The organism is Herbaspirillum frisingense GSF30, from assembly GCF_000300975.2.
Classification (GTDB): Bacteria; Pseudomonadota; Gammaproteobacteria; order Burkholderiales; family Burkholderiaceae_D; genus Herbaspirillum; species Herbaspirillum frisingense.
Genome location: NZ_AEEC02000026.1, coordinates 1 through 13,699 on the forward strand (window position 1 = coordinate 1; position 13,699 = coordinate 13,699).

The 13,699-nt window shown below is 62.5% G+C and carries 11 protein-coding genes and 1 other RNA gene; 6 read left to right on the plus strand and 6 right to left on the minus strand.

The genetic code is table 11. The features are described from left to right. Window positions 1–74 precede the first annotated feature (74 nt). Window positions 75–1,076, minus strand: a complete 1,002-nt coding sequence (locus HFRIS_RS16940; RefSeq protein ID WP_006464645.1) for a lytic transglycosylase domain-containing protein — start codon at window positions 1,074–1,076, stop codon at window positions 75–77. Between the two features lie 463 nt (window positions 1,077–1,539). Here HFRIS_RS16940 and ubiD point away from each other — a divergent pair, with 463 nt between their 5' ends. Together ubiD and ffs are read left to right on the plus strand one after the other, a co-directional pair. Continuing rightward, entirely contained in the window at window positions 1,540–3,024 is a 1,485-nt protein-coding gene (ubiD, locus tag HFRIS_RS16945; RefSeq protein WP_006464646.1) for a 4-hydroxy-3-polyprenylbenzoate decarboxylase, read from the plus strand. Window positions 3,025–3,164: 140 nt separating this feature from the next. Next, window positions 3,165–3,263: signal recognition particle sRNA small type (ffs, locus tag HFRIS_RS24960), an RNA gene on the plus strand. Between the two features lie 110 nt (window positions 3,264–3,373). On the opposite strand, the gene HFRIS_RS16950 is transcribed toward ffs, so the two are convergent. Next, complete coding sequence (locus HFRIS_RS16950) at window positions 3,374–4,381, minus strand: glucokinase (protein WP_039876179.1); 1,008 nt, start codon at window positions 4,379–4,381, stop codon at window positions 3,374–3,376. A 162-nt stretch (window positions 4,382–4,543) separates the two neighbouring features. Continuing rightward, complete coding sequence (locus HFRIS_RS16955; protein WP_006464651.1) at window positions 4,544–6,361, minus strand: tetratricopeptide repeat protein; 1,818 nt, start codon at window positions 6,359–6,361, stop codon at window positions 4,544–4,546. A gap of 285 nt (window positions 6,362–6,646) precedes the next feature. Between HFRIS_RS16955 and HFRIS_RS16960 the strand changes: the two genes are divergently transcribed. Both HFRIS_RS16960 and HFRIS_RS16965 read left to right on the plus strand, forming a co-directional pair. Continuing rightward, window positions 6,647–7,330, plus strand: coding sequence for a fumarylacetoacetate hydrolase family protein (locus HFRIS_RS16960; RefSeq protein ID WP_006464652.1), 684 nt, complete (start codon window positions 6,647–6,649; stop codon window positions 7,328–7,330). 323 nt (window positions 7,331–7,653) lie between these two features. After that, on the plus strand, window positions 7,654–9,135 hold the full coding sequence (locus HFRIS_RS16965; protein WP_006464653.1) for a DEAD/DEAH box helicase: 1,482 nt from the start codon (window positions 7,654–7,656) through the stop codon (window positions 9,133–9,135). Between the two features lie 9 nt (window positions 9,136–9,144). Here the strand turns inward: HFRIS_RS16965 and gluQRS are convergent, their stop codons facing one another. Together gluQRS and HFRIS_RS16975 are read right to left on the minus strand one after the other, a co-directional pair. Further along, window positions 9,145–10,035: a tRNA glutamyl-Q(34) synthetase GluQRS gene (gene gluQRS / locus HFRIS_RS16970; protein ID WP_006464654.1), complete on the minus strand. Its 891-nt coding sequence runs from the start codon at window positions 10,033–10,035 to the stop codon at window positions 9,145–9,147. Next, window positions 10,032–10,970 (minus strand): LysR family transcriptional regulator, encoded by a 939-nt coding sequence (locus tag HFRIS_RS16975; RefSeq protein WP_006464655.1) that lies wholly within the window; start codon window positions 10,968–10,970, stop codon window positions 10,032–10,034. Before HFRIS_RS16975 ends, gluQRS begins: the two co-directional genes overlap by 4 nt. A 149-nt stretch (window positions 10,971–11,119) precedes the next feature. Between HFRIS_RS16975 and HFRIS_RS16980 the strand changes: the two genes are divergently transcribed. Both HFRIS_RS16980 and HFRIS_RS16985 read left to right on the plus strand, forming a co-directional pair. Continuing rightward, complete coding sequence (locus HFRIS_RS16980) at window positions 11,120–11,821, plus strand: pirin family protein (RefSeq protein ID WP_006464656.1); 702 nt, start codon at window positions 11,120–11,122, stop codon at window positions 11,819–11,821. A gap of 128 nt (window positions 11,822–11,949) precedes the next feature. Beyond that, a complete protein-coding gene (locus HFRIS_RS16985; RefSeq protein WP_006464657.1) occupies window positions 11,950–12,525 on the plus strand; it encodes a flavodoxin family protein in 576 nt (191 codons plus the stop codon). Window positions 12,526–12,619: 94 nt separating this feature from the next. Here HFRIS_RS16985 and HFRIS_RS16990 read toward each other — a convergent pair whose 3' ends face one another. Continuing rightward, window positions 12,620–13,510, minus strand: a complete 891-nt coding sequence (locus tag HFRIS_RS16990; protein WP_006464658.1) for a sulfurtransferase — start codon at window positions 13,508–13,510, stop codon at window positions 12,620–12,622. Window positions 13,511–13,699: the final 189 nt, after the last annotated feature.

Consider the following 13,699-nt stretch of genomic DNA (forward strand, 5'->3'; position numbering starts at 1 on the left):
AAAAAAAAGGAGCCCGAGGGCTCCTTTTTTGCGTTCTGAATACCGGTAATATCCAAATCGCAACGCACTGGCCCTTATAGGGCAGCGAGTTGTTCTTCCGCCTTCGGCTTGGCAGCCGATGCCACGTTGTTGTTGGCCGGCTTGGGCTGCTCGGCGCTGGCGGCCACACCCGAGGCCGGCGGCAGCTTGACGGTTGCCGTGGTGTAGATGGAGATGTTCTTGCCCATCGCGACCTGCTTCAGGTTCTGGTACTCGGACAATACCTTGATGCCATAACCACCGTCGTTGGCCATATCGGCCGCGCCGACGTAGCTCTTCAGACCTGCTTCGACGGAGCCGCCACGGGTGACATATTCCTTCAGAATCTGCGAACCGACGCGAATGTTGGCGACCGGATTGAGGGCTGCCTTGATGCCGCCCAGCTCCTGGAACTTGTCGTGGTGCACCTTGGCCATCACCTGCATCAGTCCCTGCGCACCCATCGGGCTCTCGGCGAAGGGGTTGAAGCGCGATTCGATGGCGATCACCGACAGGATCAGCAGCGGATCGAGCTTGATGTCACGGGCCGTCAGGTAGGCGGCCGACACCAGCATGTCGGCAGCGTCACTGGCCACGCGATAGCGTTTGGCCAGCCAGTTGGTGACCAGCTTCTGCTGACGCGGGTTGCCCAGCAGCTGGCGATCTTCGGCCGACAGGTTCTGCGCTGCCAGCGGGGTGATCGGCGCAGGCTGCACCGTATCGGCCGCCATCACGCCTGCCAGGGCGGTGGTAGGAGCCACGGGTGCCGTGGGCGACATCAGTTCGGCCAGACCCGGGGTGGCCGGGGCGTCGGCTTGCTGGACTTCTTCCGTGGCATCGGAGAAGGGGGACATGCTGATCAGCTTGTCGGCCAGGTCCGGATTGAAGAACATCAGGCCCAGCACGAACAGCGCGGCAATGCCGAGTATCGTCAGAACACGATGGGCGATGCCGAAAAATTGAGCAATGCGCGAGTTGCCGGAGAGATTCCGGAAATTCACGCGGCGAAGCACCTGCGGGACGCCTGATAAAGGCGCCTCGGAAGCTTGGTTGGACATTGAACCTCCTGCATTATTGCGGCAAAAACAGGGCGCGCCTGGCCAAGAAGTGAAGACCAAACGGCTGAACTGTCGTCGCTGCAATCTATTACGTTACCGTCGCAAGGCGTTACGGCAAGGCCATCCGCGAGGCCTGCTGGCCCTGCCGTCGGATGGCATGTTTCGGGGGGTAGGGCTGACGCCCTGGACACACTTCTTGAGTTGCTGGGACCCCGGATCCCTGGATACCTTGCTTGGCTTGACTGTTTTGTTTCAAGCCTCTACGAGCCCACGGCTCACCTCTTCGGTTTAGAGTGGGCGAATTGTAGAAGCCACTTTATATCGAGTCAATACTATGAAATTAGTTCTTTATAACTTTTGTGTATCATATTCAACGTGGCCTTCCTTCAAAAATCAATAGAATCAAGCGTTTGCCGGGGATAGTTGAGCCGGCTGTGATGCAAAAAGAAATTTGTTAAAAAGTATGAAATACACTGATTTGCGTGACTTTATTTCCCAGTTGCAACAAAAAGGGGAGCTCAAACGGGTCGCGCACCCGGTTTCCTCGCATCTGGAGATGACCGAAATCGCCGATCGCACCCTGCGAGCCGAAGGTCCGGCGCTCCTTTTTGAGCAGGTTGATCAGAAAAATATCCCCGTTTTAGCGAATCTTTTCGGTACTCCTCATCGCGTCGCACTCGGTATGGGGGCCGAAAGCATCAGTGAATTGCGCCGCATCGGCCATCTGCTGGCGCGTCTGAAGGAGCCGGAGCCACCCAAGGGCATCAAGGATGTGCTGGATCTGGGCACGCTGGTGAAGTCGTTGTGGGACATGGCGCCCAAGGAGCGCGGCTCGGCACCGTGCCAGGATGTGGTGTGGGAAGGCAAGGACGTGGACCTGTCGCGCCTGCCGATCCAGCACTGCTGGCCTGGCGATATTGCACCGCTCATCACCTGGGGGCTGGTCATTACCAAGGGGCCGCACAAGAAGCGTCAGAATCTGGGCATCTATCGCCAGCAGGTGCTGGGTCCGAACAAGGTCATCATGCGCTGGCTGGCCCATCGCGGTGGTGCGCTGGATTTCCGCGAACACTGCATCGCGCACCCCGGAAAACCCTATCCGGTGGCCGTTGCCCTGGGTGCCGACCCGGCTACTATATTAGGAGCAGTCACACCGGTGCCGGATAACCTCTCGGAGTACCAGTTCGCCGGTCTCCTGCGCGGCAGTCGCACCGACCTGGTCAAGGCCATGGGCAGCGAGTTGCGCGTGCCGGCCTCGGCCGAGATCGTGCTGGAAGGGCATATCTATCCGGACGAAAAACATGCATCCGGATTCGAGCACGCGCTGGAAGGTCCGTATGGTGATCACACCGGTTACTACAATGAGCAGGACTGGTTCCCGGTCTTCACCATCGACCGCATCACCATGCGACGCGATGCCATCTATCACTCCACCTATACCGGCAAGCCGCCTGACGAGCCGGCCGTGCTCGGCGTGGCCTTGAATGAAGTGTTCGTGCCGCTGCTGCAGAAGCAGTTCGCCGAGATCACCGATTTCTACCTGCCGCCGGAAGGGTGCAGCTACCGCATGGCGGTGGTGCAGATGAAGAAGTCCTATGCCGGCCACGCCAAGCGGGTGATGTTCGGGGTGTGGAGTTTCCTGCGCCAGTTCATGTACACCAAGTTCATCGTGGTGGTGGATGAGGATGTGGACATCCGCGACTGGAAGGAAGTGATCTGGGCCATCACCACGCGTGTGGACCCGGTACGCGATACCGTCCTCGTCGATAACACGCCGATCGATTACCTGGACTTCGCCTCGCCCATCAGCGGGTTGGGCAGCAAGATGGGCATCGATGCGACCAACAAGTGGCCCGGCGAAACCAATCGCGAATGGGGAACGCCGATCGTGATGAGCGATGAGGTGAAGAAACGCGTCGATACCATCTGGAAGGATCTCGGCATCTGATGTGCCGGCGTCACTGAAGCAGTGGATCAGCATCCGGAGGCCGCGCACATTGTTGACGCACTTGCGCGGCCTTGCAGTTTCTGATGCGGTGCAATGAATTAGCTGGCCGGGGTGATGTGAATTGGGATACAATGCTCCCCGGCGGGCCCCTGCGCATTGTGGCATGGTCAACCTGGTCAGGTCGGGAACGAAGCAGCCACAGCTATTTCCCACAAGTGCCGCAGACAAGGCTCGCCTCTTGATCTCATCTCAGCCGTTATGTTCGTCATGACGGCTTTCTGTAAGTCCCCCCCTTCCAAAGAGACTACACCGCCGCTCCATGTGCGGCGGCCTGCATGTTGGATACTCGCTATCGGCGGGCGTCCAGGCGATCTGCCAGGATGGCCGACACGCCCGTGAAAGCCGGATACTCCGCCGTGATCACATAGGTCGGAATGGCCTGGGTCAGGACCGACATACGCCCCTTGTTCTCGAAGCGCGCCCGGAAGGGTGAGCGGGCGAAATAATCCCCCAGGTGTGGAACCACGCCGCCACCGATATAGATACCGCCGAGCGCACCCAGCGTCAGCGCCAAGTCGGCTGCCACCGTACCCAGCATGCTGCAGAACAGGTCCACCGTTTCGCGGCAGATGGCATCGCCTTGCTGGAGCGCACCTTCCACGATGTCAGCCGCCTTCAACTCGGCAGCGGGATGGCCGTCGATGGCCAGCAGGGCGCGATGGATGAACTCCAGACCCGGGCCGGACACCAGGCGCTCCGCCGATACGTGCTCATGGAATTGCCAGGCATAGGCCAGCACCGCCGCTTCACGCGGATTGGCCGGGGCGAAGGCCACATGCCCGCCTTCGCTGGCCAGCGGCAACCAGTGGCCGTCACCGCGGACCAGACCGCCCACACCCAGCCCGGTGCCAGCGCCGACCAGGCCGATCGGCTCACCACTCTTGGGCGCACCGCCACCGATCTGCTGCAGCTCGTCGGCGCGCAATTGCGGGACCGCCATTGAAAGCGCGGTGAAGTCATTGACCACCAGCAGCAGGTCCAGCCCCAGCAATTGCCGTGCAGCCTCGATGGAAAAGGCCCAGTCGTGGTTGGTCATCTTGATCTGGTCGCCTTGTACCGGATTGGCGATGGCCACCACGGCGTGCCGGACCGGTGGCTGGCCTGCCAGCTGGAGATAGGCCTGTACGGCATCGGTGAATTCCGGATAGTCGGCACCGCGCAGCACCTGTACCTGTTCGATGCGGCCTGGTGCCGTTTCCAGCGCGAAGCGGGCATTGGTGCCACCGATATCGGCCAACAAGCGCGGCCCGTCGGCCTGCGCCTTGGAAGTAGAAGGAGAGGGGGCTCCGGTTTGCATAGGGTTGTCCTTGTTGTCTTCGTTCCGTAGGGGCGGCAGCACGCAGGGCGTCGCCGCCGGTCGGAATGCATCGGGTCATTGAGGCCTGCCTGAAGGGTATGAGGCAGACCGGCGCGCCAGGTTCCGACGGATGGTCGTCCATCCGCGACGGCGCGCATGGTATCAGTGTTGGGTCAGGCGTTGTTGGAGTGCTGAGCGGACCTGGGCAATGACCTCGTTCCAGTCGTCCGTCTGGGTCTGGCGGAAGATCGTGAAGGAGGGATACCAGGGGGTGTCGCTACGGTCCAGCTGCCAGCGCCAGCAGGTATTGACGCGATTGAGCAGCCACACCGGCTTGCCCAGGGCGCCGGCCAAGTGGCATACCGAGGTGTCGACACTGATCAGCAGGTCCAGATGGGCGAGCAGCCCCGAGGTGTCGGCGAAGTCACGCAGTGCTCCAGAGCAATCCTTGACGTGGCTGGCCAGCGGATGGCTGTGCAACTGGGCCAGCGCCGTGTCGCCGACCTGCACCGAATAGAATTCCAGCTGAGCGTGCTCGCGTGCCAGTTCCACCACCGGTGCCAGCGCATCGAAGGGGAGCGATCGTTGACCGTCGATGCGCACGGCGTCCGGATGGGTTTGCGCCGAACTGCCGGCCCAGACCAGTCCCACGCGCAGGGCGCGGTTGTGCGGCAGGCGTTGCGCCCAGTCGCTCCAGGCACTGGCGTCAGGCAACAGGTAGGGCGCGCGCGGAATGTCTTCTTCGCTGAATGACTGGCACGCCAGCGGCAAGCTCATCAATGGGCAGTGCACATCGAAGGCCGGGCGCATGAAGCGCTGGCTGCTGATGACCTCCGCCGCCCCGGGGACATTGCCCAGCAGCTTGACCAGGGCAGGTTGCACTTCCAGGATCACGCGCGCACCCATGGCCGCCACCAGCGGCACGTACCGTACGAATTGAAGGGTGTCGCCAAAGCCCTGTTCGGCGTGCAGAAGGATAGTCTTTCCCTCCAGCGAAAAATCGCCCAGCCAGAGCGGCTCGGTGAAGTGGCGCAACTGACCTTGCATCTGTTCGGTGTACCAGCGCGCCTCGTAGGCGCGCCAGCCATTCTGGTAGTCCCCTTGCAGCAATTGCATGAGGGCGTCGTTCCACGGCGCGGAGGAGGCGTCTGGATTCAATTGGCGGGCGCGATCATAGGAGTCGGTGGCCTCGTCAAAGCGACGCAGGGTTTCCAGGGTCGAGCCCCGATTGAACCACAGGTCGGCCGAGCTATCGTCCAGCGCCAGGGCTTGGTCATAGGCTTGCAGCGCTTCCAGCGGGCGTTGCAGCTGCACCAGGACATAGCCCCGGTTGGACAGCGCCTGGTAGAAATCAGGCTTTACCGTGAGTGCGCGGTCGTAGGCGGCCAGGGCTTCTTCCAGCAGGTAGCTGTCCTTGCAGGTATTGCCGAGGTTGAACCAGGCTTCGATGAAGTCCGGGCGCAGGGTCAGGGCCGAGCTATACGACTGGCGTGCGTCGGCGTAGGCAAACAGGTCGTGCTGCGCATTGCCTTGCTGGAACCAGGCATCGGGATTGTCCGGGTTCATCTTCAGCGTCCGCGCGAAGTCTTCCAGGGCTTCGGCGGAACGTCCGAGACGCCGCAAGGCTGTACCACGCCGCAGCAAGGCGTCGGGAAAATCAGGTTTGGCGGCGATCAGGTGGTCGTAGCGGGCGACGGCTTCCTCGTCCCGGCCCAGTTGTTCGAGCGCCCCTGCGTGGTCGAAGTAGGTATCCAGGTGGCCGGGATTGAGGTCGATGGCCTTCGCCAGTTGCGCCTCGGCGGCGGCCCAGTCTTCCTGATGCAGCTTGAGCATGCCATACAGGTAATTGGCTTCGAAATGCCGGGGCAGCTTGAGCAGGACTTTCTTGTACAGCTCCTCGGCCGGCGCCAGATCGCCTTTTTGATGCAGCGCGAGGGCTTTTTGCAGCAGGATGAGGGAAGGATTGGCTTGCTGACGCATGGATTGGTTCGGGAGAGAAAAGGGGGCAGGCGGCGTGGCCGGCCTGAGCGTGCAGCAAGTGTCCCAAATTCATTCCGATTTATCCAGCGGATTACAGGTGGAATTGCCGCCTATATCTTCCTTGCGGCTGCTTGGGTCGCCGCAAGCGGCAATGTGGCTTTTCTTTTACACTAGGACGACGTCAGACAACTGACGGTCGACGCAAGCCGGCATCGACCGCTTATCTTCATTTGTGCTCATGCAGGTATTGCGCCACAACGATCACGCCACTACGGAGTCTTCCCGATGAGTTTCGCCATCCCCGCACCCGCCCAGACCACGATCCCCGTGGTGGGTGGTGCTCCATTCCCGGTCCGCCGCATCTATTGCGTCGGTCGCAACTATGCCGCCCACGCCCGCGAAATGGGCCATGACCCGGACCGTGAGCCGCCATTCTTCTTCATGAAGCCGGCTGATGCGATCGTGCCGACCGACTCCGTGCTGCCCTATCCGGCCGCTACCGCCGATTACCATCACGAGATCGAGATGGTGGTGGCGCTGGCCAAGGGTGGTCGCGATATCCCGGTGGAACAGGCGCTGGATCTGGTCTACGGCTATGCCGTCGGCCTGGATATGACCCGCCGTGACATCCAGGCGCAGGCCAAGAAGCTGGGCCGCCCCTGGGACATGGCCAAGGGATTCGACCAGTCCGCACCCTGCGCACCGATCGTGCCGGTAGCCCAGTCCGGCCATCCAGAGCGCGGCGCGGTGTGGCTCAAGGTCAACGGCGAAGTGCGCCAGCAAGGCGACCTGTCGGACCTGATCTGGAGCGTGGCCGAGACCATTTCCTACCTGTCGGGTCTTGTCGAGCTGTTCCCGGGAGACATCATCTTCTCCGGCACGCCGGAAGGGGTGGGCGCGGTGGTCAAGGGCGATCGCCTGCAGGGGCATGTCGACGGCTTGCCCGATATCAACATCACCATCGGCTAAGCCTTCGTACCGCTGCGCCAGCCGGTTCTTGCGGGCGGCTGTTTGACCTGGTTTCCGGCCTGCCGGCCCCGGCGGGTCGGGGCGGAAACCAAACTGTCATGAAGCGATTGGCGATGCGGCGTATAATAGGGAGTTCCGGGCGTGGCAGGTCGTCGTCCCGGTCAGCATCTTTTGCATCATCCGAAGCGCCCGGCCGCTCAGGTTTGGCCGGTTCGCCCGTAACACATCAACACAGAAAGCAATCAGAACCCGTGCGCATGCACCCCATGCACCGGAGCCGCCTGGCGGCTGCCGCGGCGCTGTCGCACCGTTCGCAATAAACCATGTCCGACACCACGTCCGCGTCCGCAGCACCGGCTGCACCCGCCGTCCGCTTCGAAGATTTCGGCCTCTCGCCCGATATCCTGAAAGCCCTGGCCGAGCAAGGCTATGTCCATCCCACCCCGATCCAGGCCCAGGCCATTCCTGTGGTGCTGCAAGGCCGGGACGTGATGGGCGCTGCCCAGACCGGTACCGGCAAGACCGCCGGCTTCTCGCTACCCATCATCCAGCGCCTGCTGCAACACGCCAGCCACAGCGCTTCACCGGCCCGCCACCCGGTGCGCGCCCTGATCCTGACGCCCACCCGCGAGCTGGCTGACCAGGTGGCCGACAACGTGGCCGCCTATTGCCGCTTCACTCCGCTGCGGTCCACCGTGGTCTTCGGTGGTGTAGACATGTCGCCGCAGACCGCCATCCTGCGCGCCGGCGTGGAAATCGTCATCGCCACTCCGGGCCGCCTGCTGGACCACGTGCAGCAGAAGACGGTGAACCTGTCGCAGACCCAGATCCTGGTGATGGACGAGGCCGACCGCATGCTGGACATGGGCTTCCTGCCGGACCTGCAGCGCATCATCAACCTGCTGCCCAAGCAGCGCCAGAACCTGCTGTTCTCGGCCACCTTCTCGCCGGAAATCAAGAAGCTGGCCGCCAGCTTCCAGAACAACCCGGTCACCATCGAAGTGGCCCGCAGCAACGCCACCGCCGAAAACGTCACACAGACCATCTACAAGGTGGATGAGGCGGCCAAGGCCGATGCAGTGAGCTTCATCATTCGCCAGCGCGAACTGAAGCAAGTGATCGTCTTCTCCAACACCAAGATCGGCGCATCGCGCCTGGCGCGTACCCTGCTGGCCGAAGGCGTCAAGGCCTCCGCCATCCACGGCGACAAGACCCAGGGCGAGCGCATGGCCGCGCTGGAAGCCTTCAAGCAGGGCCAGATCGAAGTGCTGGTGGCCACCGACGTGGCTGCACGTGGCCTGGATATCGCCGAGCTGCCCTGTGTGATCAACTACGATCTGCCCTACAACGCCGAAGACTACGTGCACCGTATCGGTCGTACCGGTCGTGCCGGTGCCTCGGGCGACGCCATCTCGCTGTTCTGCGACAAGGACGACCGTCTGCTGACCGACATCGAGAAGCTGATCAAGAAGAAATTCGAACGTGCCGAGCTGGCTGGTTTTGCTCCCCGCGCGCGTCATGAACGCGGTGAACGCAGTGATCGTGGCGATCGGAGCGAACGCGGCGAGCGCGCCGACCGTGGCGAGCGCAGTGACCGTGGTGATCGTAGCGACCGCGGCGAACGCAGCCGCAGCAGCCGCGATGGCTATTCCGCTGCACCGCGTCGCGAGAAGGTCGATCCCTGGTTCCTCAAGCCCTACGAGCCCAGCGCCGTCGAAACCGTGTCCACCAAGCCGGAATTGCCCAAGAACAACCGTCCCAAGCCCAAGGTGGCCGCCCTGCTGGGCGGCATGCCCAAGCGCTGAGCGCTTCTTTCAGCGCGAGCCGAAACGCGCTTGCCAGCCGGTGAGCGCGCCATTCCAGAATCCTTCCCGGTCGCGGACCTGGCCTGTTTCGCTGGCCAGTCCGAGGAAAGCAGCGGCCTGCTGCAACTGTTGCAGTGGCTGTCCCAGGTCCAGTGCCTGCGCGCCGTTCTGCTTGGAAAACTTCTCCCCCGTCTCATTCACCAGCAGCGGTACATGCAGGTAGCGCGGGGTCGGATAGCCCAGCAAGCCTTGCAGGTAGATCTGCCGTGCCGTCGAGTCCAGCAGGTCGGCCCCGCGCACGACGTCAGTCACGCCCTGTTCGGCATCGTCCACCACCACCGCCAGCTGATAGGCCCAGAAGCCATCGGCTCGCTGCAATACGAAATCCCCCACCTCCGAGGCCAGGTGCTGCGTCTGCGGCCCCAGCCAGCGATCTTCGAACTGCACCCGTTCCCCAGGCTGCCCGGCATCCGGCACGCGTAGCCTCAGGGTGCGGGCCTGCTTGCCCGGTGCCAGGCCGTGGCGGCAGGTGCCGGGATAGATGGCGGCGCCGTCACTGGCAGTGCCCACTCGCGAATCGGCGATTTCCTTGCGGCTGCAACCACAGGGATACACCATCGTGCCCAGCTTCTCCCGGGCCAGCTGGTAACGCGCCTTGCGCTGGCTCTGGACCAGTACCGGGCCGTCGGCATGCATGTCCAGCGCCGCCAGGGTCGCCACGATGTCATCGGCAGCACCCGGCACGGTGCGTGTTTCGTCGATATCCTCGATGCGCAGCAGCCAGCGTCCGTCGTGGACGCGTGCATCCAGGTAGCTGGCCAGTGCAGCCACCAGCGAACCGGCGTGCAGCGGCCCGGACGGGGAGGGCGCGAAGCGGCCGACGTAGGCGCAGGCGCTCACATTGGCTCCGGCGCGGCGACCGGCCCGATCAGCGATGCACGTACCTGCGGTTGGGCTAGGTGCTGGATGAACCATTTGAGCGATTTGCCCTGTTCAGCCTTGGGCCAGGCCACCATGAAATTGTCGTTGGGTTTGGCGGCCAGGGTCTGTTTTTCGACCAGCGCCCCCGAGGCCAGGTAGGGCGCCGCCCAGATGCGGGGCAGGTGGCCGCAGCCCAGGCCCGCCAGTTGCGCCTGCAGCTTGTCGGCCACGGTGGCCACTGTCAGGGTTTCCTGGCCTGACAGCAGGCCCATGGTCAGGGTCGGCAGCGACTGGCTGTTGTCCCCCACGGCGATGGCGCGGTGGCTGCGTACCAGCTCGGCCGACAAGGGCTCGTCGGCGGTGGCCAGCGGGTGCTGCGGCGCTACCGCGAATACCCAGTCCACGGCGCCCAGTTCCTGCATCTGGAAGCGGCCACTGGTGCGCACGACCTCCGGCCCATCCAGGGTCACCCCGATGACCAGGTTGGCGCGGCCTTCGATCAGCTTTTCCCAGGCGCCGGTCAATACCCCGGGCGTGAAGCGCAGGCGGGTGCCGGATTGTTCGCGATCGAAGGCTTCGATGATGGGCAGCATCTTGTCGAAGGGGATCAGACTGTTGAGCACGATGTGCAGCTCGGTCTCGCGGCCGGTGGCGGTGCGTTTGACACGCTGTTCCAGGTCGCTGGCGGCCAGCAGCAGGTGCCGGCCCTCCTGCAACAATTGCAGCCCGGCCGGTGTCAACTGGGCTCGATGGCCACGGCGGTCGAACAGCAGCACGTCGAGATCGTCTTCCAGCTTGCGCACGCTGTAGGTCAGCGCCGAGGGCACGCGGTCCAGTGCCACGGCGGCGGCGGCAAAGCTGCCCTTGCGGTCGATCATGTCCAGGATCAGCAGGGATTCCAGGGTCAGGTTCACGTCGCTTTCCCTTGTTTAAAATTTTTGAATGAACACTACGGATTTTAGACCTTATCTCGGGAAAAGTTAGCCACTATAGTGACGCCATCGACAAACATTTTGTACAAACCACTTCCGGTCTGTACGTTACTTCAGAAAGAGGTGTTGACATGATGGAACTTCGCAAAGCGAACGATCGTGGCCACGCCAACCACGGTTGGCTGGATTCGTATCACAGCTTTTCCTTCGCGGATTACTATGATCCCAAGCACATGGGTTTCGGCCCGCTGCGCGTGATCAACGAGGACCGCGTGGCCGCTGGCCAGGGCTTTGGTACGCACGGCCACCGCGACATGGAGATCATTTCCTACGTGCTCGAAGGCGAGCTGGCCCACAAGGACAGCATGGGTAACGGCAGCGTGATCCGTCCGGGTGACGTACAACGCATGAGCGCAGGCACCGGGGTACGGCACTCGGAGTACAACCACTCCCAGGACGGTACCACCCACTTCCTGCAGATCTGGATCATGCCGGACCGCGCCGGTGCCGATCCTGGCTACCAGGAGGCGCATTTCTCGGCCGCCGACAAGGATGGCAAGTTGCGCCTGGTGGCTTCCGACGACGGTCGCGATGGTTCGGTCAGCCTGAATCAGGACGCCCAGCTGTATGCCGGCCTGTTCGACGGTGCCCAGCGTGCCGACTATGCCTTGCCGCAAGGCCGCCTCGGATATATTCACGTGGCCCGTGGCAAGGTCAGCGTCAACGGCCAGGCCCTGGAAGCCGGCGATGCCGTCAAGCTCAGTGCGGTCGACCGCATCGAGATCAGCGACGGCGACAAGGCGGAAGTCCTGTTGTTCGACCTGCCGCGCTGATGGATTCGGGTGTCTGCTGCGGCAGCCCCATGATTCTGTAGTCCCGTAGTCGCATTGCCCGCCGGTACCGATCACACCGGCGGATTTTCCACCGTGTCACTTCACTCTCTAGAGAAGGAATACCCGTCATGACCAAAGTTGCCATCGTCTACCATTCCGGCTACGGCCACACCAAGAAGCAGGCTGAAGCCGTGCAGGCCGGCGCTGCTGGCGTTGCCGGCGCCGATGTCGAACTCATCGCCATCAGTGCCGAAGGCACCATCACCGACGCGCAGTGGGCCAGCCTGGATGCGGCCGACGCCATCATCTTCGGCTCGCCGACCTACATGGGTACCGTGTCCTGGCAGTTCAAGAAGTTTGCCGACGCATCCTCCAAGCCCTGGTTCAGCCAGAAGTGGAAGGACAAGGTCGGTGCCGCCTTCACCAACTCGGCGACCATGAACGGCGACAAGCTCTCGACCCTGCACTACCTGTTCACCCTGGGCATGCAGCACAGCATGATCTGGGTCGGCACCGGCCTGATGCCATCGAACAGCAAGGCTGCCCAACGCAACGACATCAACTTCGTCGGTTCCTTCTCGGGCCTGATGGCGCAAAGCCCGTCGGATTCCTCGCCGGAAGAAGGCCCGCTGCCGGGCGACCTGGAAACCGCCAAGCTCTTCGGTGCACGCGTGGTGGAAACCGCAGCCAAGTTCAAGAAGTAAGCAGCAGGAAGCATCCAGCAACCGCCACGGCGGACGCAAAAAAGCCGGCCTCAGTTCACTGGGGCCGGCTTTTTCATTGCTGCAGGACGGGCGATCAGGCCTGGGCGGACGCGGTTTCCTGTGTTTCTTCACCCTTGCGCTGCGCCGAAGCGCAATGCGGGCAGGACTTGCCCGGCACATAGTCTGGCGACAACTGCTCGCGTGGCGTGACCACGGCGCGGCAGGCGAAGCACTGGGCGGTCTGGGTTTCCTTCAGTTCCGGGCTCAGGGCGGTGCGGTAGTCGAAGACGAAGCAGTCGCCGTTGTAGTGGGCGCCGCCGACATCCTCGAAATACTTCAGGATGCCGCCTTCCAGCTGGTAGACATGGTCATAGCCGATGTTTTGCATGTGGATGGCGGCCTTTTCGCAGCGGATCCCGCCGGTGCAGAAGGTGACCACGGTCTTGCCTTCGAAGTCGGCCCTGTGGTCCTCGATGACCTTGGGGAATTCGGTGAACTTGCTGATGCGGTAGTCGACCGTGTTCTCGAAGGTGCCGACATCGACCTCGAAGCCATTGCGGGTATCGACCATCACCACCGGACGGCCCTCGTCATCATGGCCCTGGTCCAGCCAGCGCTTGAGCTCCCTGGGTTCCACGAAGGGCGCCCGGCCCAGCTCGGGCTTGATCAGCGGATGCTTCATGGTGATGATTTCAGCCTTCAGTTTCACCAGCATGCGCGTGAACGGTTGCTTCTCGGAATAGCTTTCCTTGACGATCAGGTCGGCGAAACGCGGATCGGCGCGCAGCCAGGCAAGGAAGGCGTCGATGTCCGGCCGCAGGCCGGCCAGGAACAGGTTGATGCCTTCCGGGCTCAGGATCACCGTGCCACGCAAGTTGTGTTGTTGGCAAAACGCGAGGAATTCGGGACGCTTTTCAGCGGTATCGTCGAAGCTGACGAATTTGTAGGCGGCGATGTTGACGTAGGGTGTATCGGGGGACTGCATGGTTCGTTACTCAGCTCTAAGTCTTTGAATTGTCAGCATTATATACGCGCGGCCCAGGCGTTCGCAGCAATTTGCCGGCGCCTGCCCGGCTGGATGTCGCTTCTCTGATGCAGATCAAGGCGGCTTCTAGCAATATTTCGAGCAGATTTGTGTAAATTGTTCACAGGCAGTTGAATTCCTGTGAAAAGC

What these genes read in the sequence shown, in the direction of transcription:
- HFRIS_RS16940 (WP_006464645.1), bottom strand. Translation starts at nt 1,076, where the DNA reads ATGTCCAACCAAGCTTCCGAGGCGCCTTTATCAGGCGTCCCGCAGGTG.
- ubiD (WP_006464646.1), top strand. Translation starts at nt 1,540, where the DNA reads ATGAAATACACTGATTTGCGTGACTTTATTTCCCAGTTGCAACAAAAA.
- HFRIS_RS16950 (WP_039876179.1), bottom strand. Translation starts at nt 4,381, where the DNA reads ATGCAAACCGGAGCCCCCTCTCCTTCTACTTCCAAGGCGCAGGCCGAC.
- HFRIS_RS16955 (WP_006464651.1), bottom strand. Translation starts at nt 6,361, where the DNA reads ATGCGTCAGCAAGCCAATCCTTCCCTCATCCTGCTGCAAAAAGCCCTC.
- HFRIS_RS16960 (WP_006464652.1), top strand. Translation starts at nt 6,647, where the DNA reads ATGAGTTTCGCCATCCCCGCACCCGCCCAGACCACGATCCCCGTGGTG.
- HFRIS_RS16965 (WP_006464653.1), top strand. Translation starts at nt 7,654, where the DNA reads ATGTCCGACACCACGTCCGCGTCCGCAGCACCGGCTGCACCCGCCGTC.
- HFRIS_RS16980 (WP_006464656.1), top strand. Translation starts at nt 11,120, where the DNA reads ATGATGGAACTTCGCAAAGCGAACGATCGTGGCCACGCCAACCACGGT.
- HFRIS_RS16985 (WP_006464657.1), top strand. Translation starts at nt 11,950, where the DNA reads ATGACCAAAGTTGCCATCGTCTACCATTCCGGCTACGGCCACACCAAG.
- HFRIS_RS16990 (WP_006464658.1), bottom strand. Translation starts at nt 13,510, where the DNA reads ATGCAGTCCCCCGATACACCCTACGTCAACATCGCCGCCTACAAATTC.